Annotated in this window: 10 protein-coding genes; 8 read left to right on the forward strand and 2 right to left on the reverse strand. The window is 56.9% G+C overall.

The features are described from left to right. The first annotated feature begins 150 nt into the window (after positions 1-150). The 6 genes from argF to ridA all read left to right on the forward strand — a co-directional run bounded on the left by argF (position 151) and on the right by ridA (position 5,473). A complete protein-coding gene (gene argF, locus WFK85_RS16690) occupies positions 151-1,155 on the forward strand; it encodes an ornithine carbamoyltransferase (protein ID WP_336708968.1) in 1,005 nt (334 codons plus the stop codon). Between the two features lie 73 nt (positions 1,156-1,228). Continuing rightward, on the forward strand, positions 1,229-2,698 hold the full coding sequence (gene arcD, locus WFK85_RS16695) for an arginine-ornithine antiporter (RefSeq protein ID WP_336708967.1): 1,470 nt from the start codon (positions 1,229-1,231) through the stop codon (positions 2,696-2,698). Between the two features lie 158 nt (positions 2,699-2,856). After that, positions 2,857-3,336, forward strand: a complete 480-nt coding sequence (locus WFK85_RS16700; protein ID WP_008454718.1) for an arginine repressor — start codon at positions 2,857-2,859, stop codon at positions 3,334-3,336. Positions 3,337-3,604: 268 nt separating this feature from the next. Then, positions 3,605-4,537 (forward strand): aspartate carbamoyltransferase, encoded by a 933-nt coding sequence (pyrB, locus tag WFK85_RS16705; protein ID WP_166995050.1) that lies wholly within the window; start codon positions 3,605-3,607, stop codon positions 4,535-4,537. Positions 4,538-4,553: 16 nt separating this feature from the next. Continuing rightward, positions 4,554-5,015 carry an aspartate carbamoyltransferase regulatory subunit gene (gene pyrI / locus WFK85_RS16710; RefSeq protein ID WP_008454720.1) on the forward strand — a complete coding sequence of 154 codons (462 nt, stop codon included), beginning with the start codon at positions 4,554-4,556 and terminating at the stop codon, positions 5,013-5,015. 71 nt (positions 5,016-5,086) lie between these two features. Beyond that, the gene (gene ridA, locus WFK85_RS16715; protein ID WP_008454721.1) at positions 5,087-5,473 is read left to right on the forward strand and encodes a 2-iminobutanoate/2-iminopropanoate deaminase; all 387 of its coding nucleotides are present in this window, start codon (positions 5,087-5,089) and stop codon (positions 5,471-5,473) included. A 51-nt stretch (positions 5,474-5,524) separates the two neighbouring features. Here the strand turns inward: ridA and WFK85_RS16720 are convergent, their stop codons facing one another. Next, complete coding sequence (locus WFK85_RS16720) at positions 5,525-7,915, reverse strand: beta-N-acetylhexosaminidase (protein WP_336708966.1); 2,391 nt, start codon at positions 7,913-7,915, stop codon at positions 5,525-5,527. A 114-nt stretch (positions 7,916-8,029) separates the two neighbouring features. Continuing rightward, positions 8,030-10,747, reverse strand: a complete 2,718-nt coding sequence (mgtA, locus tag WFK85_RS16725; RefSeq protein WP_166995046.1) for a magnesium-translocating P-type ATPase — start codon at positions 10,745-10,747, stop codon at positions 8,030-8,032. A gap of 498 nt (positions 10,748-11,245) precedes the next feature. On the opposite strand from mgtA, the gene treR reads away from it, so the two are divergent. Both treR and treB read left to right on the forward strand, forming a co-directional pair. Next, the gene (gene treR, locus WFK85_RS16730) at positions 11,246-12,193 is read left to right on the forward strand and encodes a trehalose operon repressor TreR (protein WP_008454725.1); all 948 of its coding nucleotides are present in this window, start codon (positions 11,246-11,248) and stop codon (positions 12,191-12,193) included. Between the two features lie 120 nt (positions 12,194-12,313). After that, complete coding sequence (gene treB, locus WFK85_RS16735) at positions 12,314-13,732, forward strand: PTS trehalose transporter subunit IIBC (RefSeq protein ID WP_008454726.1); 1,419 nt, start codon at positions 12,314-12,316, stop codon at positions 13,730-13,732. Positions 13,733-13,877 lie beyond the last annotated feature (145 nt).

The raw sequence follows: 13,877 nt of genomic DNA on the forward strand, positions 1-13,877 counted from the left end.
GGGGATAAAACCGAGCCGCCTGCACTTCCTCCTCCCCTCGGGGAGAGGGGACAGGAAACGAAACAGAATCACCAGCATTTCCCCCCTCTCCCTTCCAGGGAGAGGGCCGGGGTGAGGGTAAAAAAACTTCTCATTCAAAGGATAACGAAAATGACTATCAACCTAAAAAACCGTAATTTCCTGAAACTCCTCGACTTCAAACCGGCAGAAATTCAGTACCTCATCGACCTGGCCCGTGAACTGAAGGCCGCCAAACAGGCCGGAACAGAGAAAAAAACGCTATGCGGTAAAAACATCGCGCTGATCTTCGAGAAAACCTCCACCCGTACCCGCTGCGCCTTTGAGGTTGGCGCGTTTGACCAGGGCGCGCTGGTGACCTATCTGGGGCCAAGCGGCTCGCAAATCGGCCATAAAGAATCCATGAAAGATACCGCTCGCGTGCTGGGGCGGATGTACGACGGGATTGAATACCGCGGCTATGGCCAGGACATTGTCGAAGAGCTGGGGGAATACGCTGGCGTGCCGGTGTGGAACGGGCTAACCAATGAATTTCACCCGACCCAGATCCTCGCCGACCTGATGACCATGCTGGAGCACGCTCCGGGTAAAAAACTGCAGGATCTCTCCTTCGCTTATCTCGGCGATGCCCGTAACAACATGGGCAATTCCCTGATGGTGGGCGCAGCCAAAATGGGCATGGATATTCGTCTTGTCGCGCCGAAAGCCTTCTGGCCTGAAGCGGCGCTGGTCGAGCAATGCCGCGCCATCGCCAAAGAAACCGGCGGCCGCATCATGCTGACGGACAGCGTGGAAGAAGGCGTTGCGGGCGTGGATTTCCTCTACACGGACGTTTGGGTTTCGATGGGCGAGCCTAAAGAAGCCTGGGCTGAACGCGTAAGTATCATGACGCCCTACCAGATTAACCAGAGCGTTCTTAATGCGACCGGCAACCCGCACGTCAAGTTCATGCATTGCCTGCCTGCCTTCCATAACGAACACACCAAAGTCGGCAAAGAGATCGAAGAAACCTACGGCCTGAAGGGGCTGGAAGTGACCGAGGAAGTCTTTGAGTCAGCACACTCCATTGTCTTCGACGAAGCCGAAAACCGCATGCATACCATTAAAGCCGTGATGGTCGCCACGCTCGGCGCGTAACGCTGTCGGGCAGTGGGAACCCCTCGCTGCCCGTATTGCCCTTGTGCTGCTTCGCGCAGCGGGAGAAAAGGAAATGGCCGATGTTACCCATGAAGGTGCCGCAGACACCTCCACAAGCAGTGAAAGAAAACTCGGACTCAGCGCGCTGGTGGCGCTGGTTATAGGCTCCATGATTGGCGGGGGCGTTTTCAGCCTGCCGCAAAACTTTGCTTCGGTAGCGTCCCCCGGCGCATTGCTGATCGGCTGGGCCATTACCGGCGTCGGCATGCTTTGCCTGGCGTTTATTTATCAGAATCTCAGCGCTCGCTGCCCGGATCTTGACGGCGGCGTTTACAGCTATGCCCGGGCCGGGTTTGGCGACTTTATTGGCTTCCAGTCCGCCTGGGGCTACTGGTTCTCCGCCTGGCTCGGGAACGTCTCTTACGCGGTGCTGCTGTTTAGCGCCATGAGCTTTTTCATTCCGGTGTTTGGCGACGGGAATAACCTGCCTTCCATTATCGGTGCCTCCGTTGTGCTGTGGCTGGTACATGCCCTGGTACTTCGCGGGGTGCGAGAAGCCGCCTACATCAACACCATCCTCACCGTGGTCAAGGTCATCATTCTGCTGGTCTTTATTGTCGCGGTGCTGATTGCCTTTCGGATTGGCGTGTTCACGGCGGATTTCTGGGGCCGCATGATGCTGGTCGAAGGATCTCGCCCGGAAATTTTCGACCAGGTTAAAAACACCATGCTGGTAACTACCTGGGTGTTTATCGGCATTGAAGGGGCAACCGTTGTTTCTGCCCGGGCCGCAAAACGTGAGGATATCGGTAAGGCGACGGTCATTGGTCTGCTGGGCGCGCTGGCGATTTACGTGCTGGTCAGCGTGCTGTCGATGGGGATCCTCGATCAGGCGAGCCTGGCCGGGCTGAAGAATCCGTCGATGGCCGGCGTGCTGGAAAGCGTGGTCGGGGCATGGGGAGCGAAGTTCGTTGCCGGAGGCGTGATTCTGTCCGTAGCCGGCGCGCTGCTGGCCTGGACGCTGTTTGCCGCAGAATTACCGCGTGTCGCGGCAATTGACGGCATTTTCCCTAAAATTTTCGCCAAAGAGAACGCCCGTCATTCACCTTCGTTTTCACTGTGGATCACCAATGGCTTAATTCAGCTCTTCCTGATCCTTACCCTGTTCTACGCCGCCGGCTACCAGGCGCTATTCTCCATTGCCACGGCGGCCATTTTACCTCCGTACCTGTTCAGCGCAGCCTACGGACTGAAGCTGGCCTGGACCGGGGAGCGCTATGGACAGGGGGAATCACGAACCGGCGGCATCGTGCTTGGCCTGATTGCCACGGCTTACGGCTTCTGGCTTTGCTACGCCGCAGGCGATTCGATGTTGCTGAGCTCGCTGTTATTCACGCCGGGCATTCTGGTGTTCCTGTGGCAGAAAAAAACCCAGGGTCAGCCGCTGCTGAAAAGCTATGAACTGGCGATCGCCGTGGCCATTCTGGCTCTGGCCGCATGGACATTAAAACTGGTCATAAGTGGAAATTTACAGATAGCCTGACGCCATTAACGCCACGATTGTGGCGTTAAACGCTTCATCTCCATCCATTGGCAACATTTTAAAAAGATAAAATTAATAAAAATCATTTCTATCAATAAATTACGTTCATCCACCGTGCAATGAAAACGCACCGGCCATCACAGGAGTGTATAGAGATCATGAGGACATCCCGCCTCTCGTTCGAGAAAGAGCAGCGCCAGCTTGAACTGTGCCAACAGCTCATCAGCCACAAGAGTTATCACTCCCAGGAGCAACTGCGCCATGACCTGAAACAGCACGGCTTCGAAGCCATCAGTCAGTCCACCGTCTCCCGCCTGCTCAAGCTGCTGGGCGTTATCAAATTGCGCAATGCCAAAGGGCAAAAAATCTATGCTCTTAGCCCGCAGACTTTGCCCCAGCCCAACGCGGCGCGTTCGGTGGCCGAAATGGTGTTAAGCGTTGAGCACAACAGCGAATTTGTCATGGTGCATACGGTGTCAGGTTACGGCAAAGCGATAGCAAAAATTCTCGATCATCACGCCATCGCAGAGATTTTGGGCGTGGTCGCCGGCAGCAGCGTGGTCTGGATTGCGCCGCGTGAAGTGCAAAAAACGCCGCTGGTGCATCGCCGCATCATGCGTATGCTGGGACAGGCCTGAATGCACCGCAACCGATTGCAGCGCCCCTGAAAAAGTGTGATTTTAGCGCTTGCAGAGAACACCCACGCGCGTATAATGCGCCACAATTTGCCGGGAGGAAGCATGGTTTACTGTGTTCAAAAAAATGTCGCAGCTCGACGTCTGAAAGCAGACGCGGCAGGGCGTTTTTCTTCCCGTTGCACCGTCGAATTTCTAAATTCCCAAATTGCTAAGGCCCCTCGTTGAGGGGCCTTTTTTTTGCCCGTCGGCCCGAGAACAGGAGAGAAGCATGACTAACCCGCTCTATAAAAAACACATCATTTCCATCAATGATCTCAGTCGTGAAGAACTTGAACTGGTGCTGGCAACCGCGGCAAAGCTAAAAGCTAATCCACAGCCGGAGTTGCTGAAGCACAAAGTTATCGCCAGTTGCTTCTTTGAAGCGTCGACCCGAACCCGCCTCTCGTTTGAAACCTCCATTCACCGTCTGGGCGCGTCCGTGGTGGGTTTCTCCGACAGCAGCAACACTTCGCTGGGCAAGAAAGGTGAGACGCTGGCGGATACCATCTCCGTCATCAGTACCTACGTGGACGCCATTGTGATGCGCCACCCGCAGGAAGGCGCGGCTCGCCTGGCCACCGAGTTTTCCGGTGAGATCCCGGTGCTGAACGCCGGTGACGGCGCGAACCAGCACCCGACCCAAACCCTGCTGGATTTATTCACCATTCAGGAAACTCAGGGCCGCCTGGAGAACCTGAATATCGCCATGGTCGGCGACCTGAAATATGGCCGCACCGTGCATTCGCTGGCCCAGGCGCTGGCGAAGTTCAACGGCAACCGCTTCTATTTCATCGCGCCAACTGCCCTGGCGATGCCGCAGTACATTCTCGACATGCTGGATGAAAAAGGCATTGCCTGGAGCCGCCACGAGTCTATCGACGAAGTGGTGGGCGAGCTGGACATTCTGTATATGACTCGCGTGCAGAAAGAGCGTCTGGATCCGTCTGAGTACGCCAACGTTAAGGCGCAGTTTATCCTGCGCGCCGCCGACCTGGCCGGCGCACGCGGCAACATGAAGGTGCTGCACCCGCTGCCGCGCGTGGATGAGATCACCACCGACGTAGACAGCACGCCGCATGCCTGGTACTTCCAGCAGGCCGGGAACGGTATTTTTGCTCGCCAGGCGCTGCTGGCGCTGGTGTTGAATCGCGAACTGGTTTAAGTGAGAGGACAAGAAGATGACGCACGATAATAAATTACAGGTTGAAGCCATCAAGCGCGGCACCGTTATCGACCACATTCCGGCTCAGGTTGGCTTTAAGCTGCTGACCCTGTTCCAACTGACCGAAACCGACCAGCGCATTACCATCGGCCTGAATTTGCCGTCCCGCGAGCTGGGTCGCAAAGATCTGATCAAAATTGAAAATACTTTCCTGACCGACGAGCAGGTGAATCAGCTGGCGCTGTACGCCCCGCACGCCACGGTGAACCGCATCGACGAATACGAAGTGGTGGGCAAAAGCACCCCAAGCCTGCCGGATCGCATCGAGAAAGTGCTGCTGTGCCCGAACACCAACTGCATCAGCCACAACGAGCCGGTGGCTTCTTCGTTCGCCGTGAAGCAGCGCGCCGACGATATCAGCCTGAAGTGCAAGTATTGCGAGAAAGAGTTCGCTCGCCACGTGGTTCTGGTAGATTAACGACCACTAATGACAAGCAATTTCCCGTCCCTATAATGGACGGAGTTTATATCCAATACTAAGGAGAAAGTATGTCACGTACGCTTAGCACGGAAAATGCACCGGCCGCTATCGGTCCTTATGTTCAGGGTGTCGATCTCGGGAGCATGATCATCACTTCCGGGCAGATCCCGGTGAACCCAAAAACCGGCGAAGTGCCGGAAGATGTAGCCGCTCAGGCTCGTCAGTCCTTGGAAAACGTGAAGGCTATCGTTGAGTCCGCGGGCCTGAAAGTGGGCGACATCGTGAAAACCACCGTGTTTGTGAAAGATCTGAATGATTTCGCGACCGTGAACGCCACCTACGAAGCTTTCTTCAACGAACATAATGCGACCTTCCCGGCTCGCTCTTGCGTTGAAGTGGCTCGTCTGCCGAAAGACGTTAAAATCGAAATCGAAGCTATCGCCGTTCGCCGCTAGTTCGCCGTCGCGCTTTGCTTCTGGCCCCGCTTTCACGGGGCCATTTCTTTCTTACTTCACGGCAGCCCGCAGCAGTTTCTCCAGCGGATACACCGCCGCAATCACCACTTCATCACGAGTCTGCGCCGCAGCATCCAGCTGAGCCTGAATGGCCTTCAGCTCGTCATCGCTGAGCGAACCTTGCTTCGCCACCAAATCCGTCAGCCTTAAGCCCAGCCCGGCGAGTTTGTCCACGTCTTCAGCAACCGGCTTGAGCGGTTTTAGCACGTAGTTGCCGTCGATCAGCGCCAATACATCCGGGGTGTTGTTCTGCCAGCGAGTGAAGATATGGCGCAACGCTTCCGCACTGTTCCCGTCTTCCCTGTCGGCAATCAGTTTGTCCACCCAACCGTTAATCGCCCTGACCTGCCCACTTTCGGCCCCAAGCGCATCGGCAAAGCGGTTCAGCGGCTCAAAGTGGTTGTAATTCCCGGCCTGGAATTTCAGATGCTGGCGCGTGTAGTACTGCGCCGGCTCAATGGCCTGGGCGAGGATTTGCAAAGGCATGATCTCCGGTGTACCGGCGAGGCGAGTGAGCTGCGTAACGGACTCGGTATGCTGACGCAGGCCAACGGACACCGTGGACCAGGCATCAATGGCCTGCATACGCTGGTACATATTGTCCACGTCTGTGACGTCTTTAGCCGACCACAGCCGCTCGGCTACGGCAAAAGTCCGCGGCCAGAGCTTGATATCCAGCAGCGGGGAGATCACGTTTTCCGCCCACAGCGCCGCTTCGCCGCCGAGAATATTGCTCATCTGCGCTTCGGTTGGGACCACAGGCTGTTTGCCATCCGGGATGCCCTCGAGCTTCTGCCCGGTCGCCGGATAGCGCACGTTGCCCACCAGGAAGTAGCCATTAAGCTTGTCGTTTTCCAGCGTGACTACCGGGCGCGTTTCCCCCATCCAGGTGTCTACCGTAAAGGTTACCTGAGTTGGGTTCAGCCATTTTACGTCATGAACTGCACGGCGGGATTTGCCCTTGAAGTCGATAAATCCGCGCCAGCCACCGTCACTTTTCACCAGCGTAAAACTGCCTTCTACCGCACTGCCTTTCAGGCGAGGCATGCTGAAGAACCAGCTCTGCGCGCTGTCGGCCTCGCGGATGTGATCCACCCCGTTTAGCCCAACCGGCAGGACTTCATTGCGGTAGTGGTAGGCGGTGGACTGCGGCTGATCGAGGTAAAAGCCCGTGGACAGAATGCCTTTGTAGCCGTGGGCCGCAATCGCCCCCAGCGAATCCTGCCCCTGCCAGGACTGGATCAAAATGTTCTTCGGCAGATCCGGGTGATAAATCTCATCCCAGCCCATCATCTGGCGCTTATGTTTCTCGAGGATCTTCTCCAGCCGCTGGTTGAAGTACGTTTGCAGCGCGTGAGAGTCCGCCAGGTTGTGCTGCTTCATAAATTGCTGGATGGCGGCGTTTTCTTTCCACTGGGTGTCATCCACCTCATCCCCGCCGATATGCAAGTAACTGTCCGGGAAAATGGCTGTAACTTCGCCAATCAGCGTATCAACAAATTTGTAGGCCGCTTCGTTTGCCGGGTTTAGCAGCGGCTTCAGGACGCCCCAGTTGCGCTCCATTTGGTAAGGCCCCGGCGCGCTCATCAGCTCCGGGTAAGCGACAGCCAGCGCGGAACCGTGGCCCGGTATGTCGATTTCCGGCACCACGCGAATGCCCAGCGAGGTGGCATAGCGTACCACCTGTTTCATTTGCGCCTGAGTGTAGAACTGCCCGTCGCTCGCCAGCTGCTGCAGCTTCGGATAATGGGTCGATGCAAAGCGCCAGCCCTGATCGTCCGTCAGGTGCCAGTGGAAGACGTTCAGCTTGGCGGCGGCCATCCCGTCCAACTGACGGAGAATGTCGTTCACCGGCATAAAGTGGCGAGCCGAATCAAGCAGCAGCCCGCGCCACGGGAAACGCGGGACATCTTTGATTTCGACATAAGGAATCGACGTGTTTTGCGGGCCATTTTGAATCAGCTGCAGCAAGGTCTCCATGCCGCGCATTGCCCCAAATCGCGTGTTAGCAGTGAGCTTCACGCCGTCCGCCGTCACGCTTAAGGCATAACTTTCGTCACTGTCAGCTTTAGGCAGTGGATCAACGGCTTGTTTAATTTGAATAGCAATCGTGGGTTTGGCCGGCTGTGCAGCCGCAGGCTGAAGCTGCCAGCCGGTTTGCAGGCTGATGCGCTGCCGCCAGCGGTCAATAGCCCCTTCGAGCTTGTCGCCGCTAATGGCAATAGACACGGCGTTAGTCAGCGGCAGGCTGCCCTGCGTGGCCGGGAGTTCGACCTGCTGCGGCCAGGGCATTAGCGGGAGATCCCCTGCGGGAGCGGCCTGCGCCTGGCAGGCAACGGCGATACCTGCGGCCAGCAGGCTGAAACGAAGCGATTTGAACATGGATAATCCTTTCACGTGACGGGCCAGAAAACAGCAAAAACAATCTGTTATCACGTGAAGGATTTTTCAGCAAGGCGGTGGCGAGACGTGGATCACATCTCGTCAATATTTGGATTACTGCCAGCCGTAACGGCGGCTATAGAAACCTTTTACCGCCTGAGTCAGCATCATGTAGCCTGCCAGGATGATCACCAGCAGCGGGAAGTAGCTCAGCGGCAGCGCCTGCAGGTGGAGATACTCCGCCAGCGGGGAGAACGGCAGCGCAATCCCGAGCGCCATCACCAGCAGCGTCATCACCATCAGCGGCCAGGCCGGACGGCTTTGCAGGAACGGAATGCGACGGGTACGGATCATGTGCACAATCAGCGTCTGCGACAGCAGGCCTTCCACGAACCAGCCGGACTGGAACAGCGTTTGCGCTTCCGGGGAATTGGCTTTGAAAATCCACCACATCACGCCGAAGGTCACGATATCGAAGATGGAGCTGAGCGGCCCGAAGAACACCATAAAGCGGCCCAGGTCAGCCGGATTCCAGCGCTGCGGCTGCTTGATTTGCTCGTCGTCGACGTTATCAAACGGGATCGCGACCTGCGAGACATCGTACATCAGGTTCTGGATCAGTAAGTGGATCGGCAGCATCGGCAGGAACGGCAGGAAGGCACTGGCCACCAGCACGCTGAAGACGTTGCCGAAGTTGGAGCTGGCGGTCATTTTGATGTACTTGAGCATGTTGGCGAAGGTACGACGGCCTTCAATCACGCCCTCTTCCAGCACCATCAGGCTTTTTTCCAGCAGGATGATGTCGGCAGCTTCACGGGCGATATCCACCGCGCCATCAACGGAAATACCGATATCCGCCGCACGTAACGCTGGAGCATCGTTGATGCCGTCGCCCATAAAGCCAACCACATGGCCTTCACCGCGCAGCAGGCGAACGATACGCTCTTTGTGCATCGGTGTCAGGCGGGCAAACAGCGTGGTTTGCAGCGCCACACGAGCCAGCTCGTCATCGCTCATCTCTTCGATGTCGCTGCCGATAATCAGGTCGCCAACTTCCAGGCCGACTTCACGGCATACTTTCGCCGCGACCAGTTCGCTGTCACCGGTCAGGATTTTCACCGCGATGCCGCTGGCTTTCAGCGCTTTTAACGCCGGAGCGGTGGTTTCTTTCGGCGGATCGAGGAAGGCAATGTAGCCTTCGAGGATCAGGTCGGACTCATCCACGCGGCTGTAGTCTGCGCTGCGGGCTGGCAGGAATTTGGTGGCAACGGCAACCACGCGCAGACCCTGGCTGTTTAGCGAGTCGGTTACGCTGCGAATGCGCGCCAGCATCCCTTCACTGAGCGGCACAATTTCGTCCCCGTGGCGCACGTGGGTACAGACGTTGAGGATCTCCTGCAGCGCGCCTTTACAGATAAGCTGATGCACGTCGGCCTGCTCGGAGACCACAACCGACATGCGGCGACGGTCAAAGTCGAAAGGAATTTCATCTATTTTGTGCCAGCGGGCAACCGCCGTGCGGGCGTGATCGGCATCGACGCCTTCCAGTACCGCCACGTCGAGCAGATTTTTCAGGCCGGTTTGATAGTGGCTGTTCAGCCAGGCGGTATGCAGCACGCGATCGCTTTGCTCACCGAAGATATCGGTGTGGGTTTCCAGCACGATGCGGTCCTGGGTCAGGGTGCCGGTTTTATCGGTACACAGGATGTCCATCGCGCCAAAGTTCTGGATAGCATCCAGGTGTTTCACAATGACTTTTTGCTTCGACAGTTTGACCGCCCCGCGCGCCAGCGTGGAGGTCACAATCATAGGCAGCATTTCCGGCGTCAGGCCGACGGCAACGGAGAGCGAGAACAGCGCCGCTTCCCACCAGTCGCCCTTGGTGAAGCCGTTAATCAGCAGGACCACCGGCACCATCACCAGCATAAAGCGGATCAGCAGCCAGCTTACGCGGCTGATCCCGCGCTGGAAGGCGTTAGGTTCGCTTTCCTGCTGGGTGACACGCCCGGCAAGCTGGCCGAACCAGGTGTTGCCGCCGGTGGCGATAATCATCGCCAGCGCGGTGCCGCTCACCACGTTGGTACCCATAAAGCAGAGGTTGTCGCACTCCAGCGGGTTGTGCTGGTCATGTTGGCGGCTGACGGCAACTTTCTCGACCGGCAGAGATTCCCCGGTCAGCGACGCCTGGCCAACAAACAGGTCACGCGCCTGAATCACGCGCAGATCCGCCGGGATCATGTCACCTGCGGCAAGCTTAACGATATCCCCCGGCACCAGTTGGTCCAGCGGAACTTCGACATAAGCATATTCACCCTGTTCGTTGATCACACGCAGCACGGTCGCAGTGTTGCTAACCATCGCCTTCAGCGCATCAGCCGCGCGGGTGGAGCGGGTTTCCTGGATGAAGTTCAGCAGCGTGGAAATCACCACCATCAGCGCGATGACGCTGGCGCCAAACAGATCATCTTCCGTTGCGTAGGAGAAAATCCCCAGCGCCGTCAGCAGCAGGTTGAACGGGTTGCGGTAACAAACCCAGAGATGCACAAACCACGGCGCGGGCTGCTGCGCCGGGATCTGGTTCAGACCGTGGGTTTCGCGCGCCTTTTCGACTTCGCGAGCGTCCAGCCCTTCCGGGTGGCTGCCAAACTCAACGTAGAGCTGCTCTTCGCTGGCGGCGGCATATTTCAGGCAGGCCTGGGTCAGCGTCGCCGGAATATCGGCGGCCTTCGCCACCACTTTCCCGTCAGGCATAGGATCGCGCTGCACCAGGCGGCGCGGCAGATGGCGGCTCAGTTGGGACATCAGCTGGCGTGTGAGGTTTTTGAATTGCATAAACGTCCTTAGCACCGTCTTGAGCGGTACCTAAGTTTCCTGCAGGCGCAACAAAGCTGCATCAGGCAGGAGAGCATCAACAAGCAGGGACGTAAAAGAGAGCGGTCGTCACTGCCTTACAAAACCGGTAAGGCAGCGGGCGTTAACCTGTGGCTTACCGGAAAATTCCTGTTACTTCAGGGTGAGGACTGGGATCGGGTTCCATGTCATCTCCGGTAGCGTTGAAAGAAAAATAGCATTACGCCTTCTGGCATAATGAGAATGCCAGGTATACTACGCCCGTAAAACTAAACCGTCTGTAAACCAGATTTTGCCCATATCGGGAACGGGATAGCGCGTTAAAACTTTACTCCTGATAAGTATATTCTAAATAATCCGGATTACAGGTTGGTGGCAAACGAGTGACAATCACCGCATTCGTGTCCCAAAGGGAACAGGGCTAGCCGCCATTGTCTAACCAGCCAATTTGCACCGTGACCGCCAGGGAAAAGAACAACCATGCAAAGTCGCCTTACCATCAAAGATATTGCCCGCCTGAGCGGCGTGGGGAAATCTACCGTTTCTCGCGTATTGAACAATGAAAGCGGCGTAAGCGCCCGCACGCGGGAACGGGTTGAAGCGGTAATGCAGCAGCATGAGTTTTCCCCCTCCCGCTCGGCGCGCGCGATGCGGGGCCAAAGCGATAAAGTCGTCGCCATTATCGTGACCCGCCTGGACTCACTGTCGGAAAATCTGGCGGTGCAAACCATGCTGCCTTGCCTTTACGAGCAGGGCTACGATCCGATCATGATGGAAAGCCAGTTCTCACCAGAGATGGTTGAGGAGCATCTTGGCATGCTGCGCCGCCGCAACATCGACGGCGTGATTCTGTTTGGCTTCACCGGCATCAACGAGAAAGTGCTGCAGCCATGGCGTTCCACGCTGGTGCTGATGGCGCGAGACGCCAGCGGCTTCGCTTCGGTGTGTTATGACGATGAAGGCTCTATTCACATCCTGATGTCCACGCTTTATCAGCAGGGTCACCGGGACATCAGCTTCCTTGGCGTACCGCACGGCGACGTCACCACCGGTTACCGCCGCCACCAGGCGTATCTCGCTTTTTGCCGTGACCACGATATCGTTCCAAATGCCGCCCTGCCCGGCCTTGCCATGAAGCAGGGCTACGAGCATGTGGTTGAAGTTCTGACCCCGAAAACCACCGCCCTGCTGTGCGCCACTGACACCCTGGCGCTGGGCGCAAGCAAATATCTCCAGCAGCAAAACCGCAGCGATATTCAACTGGCGAGCGTGGGGAACACGCCGCTGATGAAATTCTTGCATCCTGAAATCATTACCGTTGACCCAGGCTACGCCGAAGCCGGTCGCGCCGCGGCTTTACAGCTGATCGGGCAGATTTCTCAGGGCCAACAGCTGCGGCAAATCGTCATCCCTAGTCACCTGCAATAAAACCACCCCTGAACGGGATTTTGTGATCTTCGCCCGGTTTCGGGAACGTTCCCATTTTCGCAAAATAGAAACCTGGCTACCCTTACAACAGGTCATTACCTCCTACCCAGGGTGTTACTTATGAGCAAAGTAAAACAACAAGACATCGACAAACTGATCGAACTGGTTGGCGGGCGCGAGAATATCGCCACCGTCAGCCACTGCATTACCCGACTGCGTTTTGTGCTGAACCATCCCGAAAATGCCCATCCTAAAGAGATCGAAAATCTGCCCATGGTGAAAGGCTGCTTTACCAATGCCGGCCAGTTCCAGGTGGTTATCGGTACCGATGTGGATGATTACTACAAAGCGCTGATCGCCACGACCGGGCTGGACTCCGCCGACAAGGAGCAGGCCAAAACGGCGGCGCGCCAAAACATGAAATGGCACGAGCAGCTGATCTCCCACTTCGCAGAGATCTTCTTCCCGCTGCTGCCTGCGCTTATCAGCGGAGGCCTGATCCTGGGCTTCCGTAACGTCATTGGCGACCTGCCGATGAGCAACGGGGAAACCCTTGCCCAGATGTACCCGGCGCTGAAAACCGTCTATGACTTCCTGTGGTTGATTGGTGAAGCGATCTTCTTCTATCTGCCGGTGGGCATTTGCTGGTCTGCGGTGAAGAAAATGGGCGGCACGCCGATCCTCGGCATCGTGCTGGGCGTTACGCTGGTCTCCCCGCAGCTGATGAACGCCTACGAACTGGGCACCAAGATCCCGGAAGTGTGGAACTTCGGCTGGTTCACTATTGAGAAAGTCGGTTACCAGGCGCAGGTTATCCCGGCGCTGCTGGCCGGTCTGGCGCTCGGCTTCATCGAAACTCGGATGAAGCGCATCGTGCCGGATTATCTTTATCTGGTTATCGTGCCGGTTTGCTCGCTGATCCTGGCTGTTTTCCTGGCGCACACCGTCATCGGGCCGTTTGGCCGTATGATCGGCGACGGCGTGGCGTTCGCGGTTCGCCACCTGATGACCGGCAGCTTCGCCCCTATCGGCGCCGCGCTGTTTGGTTTCCTGTATGCACCATTGGTGATTACCGGCGTTCACCAGACCACGCTGGCCATCGACATGCAGATGATCCAGAGCCTGGGCGGGACACCGGTTTGGCCGCTGATTGCGCTGTCTAACATCGCGCAGGCTTCTGCGGTTGTCGGCATCATTATCTGTAGCCGCAAGCAGAATGAACGTGAAATCTCCGTCCCGGCGGCCATTTCTGCCTACCTCGGCGTCACCGAACCGGCTATGTACGGGATCAACCTGAAGTACCACTTCCCGATGCTGTGCGCGATGGTCGGTTCCGGCCTGGCTGGCCTGCTGTGCGGCCTGAACGGCGTGATGGCGAACGGGATTGGCGTCGGCGGTCTGCCGGGCATCCTGTCCATTCAGCCTAAGTTCTGGGGCGTCTACGCCATTGCAATTGTTATCGCGGTGATTGTGCCGATTATCCTGACCTCCATCGTCTACAAGCGTAAATTCCGCCAGGGCACGCTGCTGGTGGTGTAGTGAGATAGACCGGGGGCAGAAATGCCCCCTTTTCGTCAGAGCAAAGTGACTTTTTCTCGCTTTGTGGGTTATCAGCTGAAAATCAGCCCGTTGATTTTCCTTGTTTATTTTTGATGGCACTTACGGTTCTTTCTACTGCCAGAAG

The sequence above is a fragment of the Cedecea sp. VD22 genome, assembly GCF_037150195.1.
Lineage (GTDB): Bacteria > Pseudomonadota > Gammaproteobacteria > Enterobacterales > Enterobacteriaceae > Cedecea.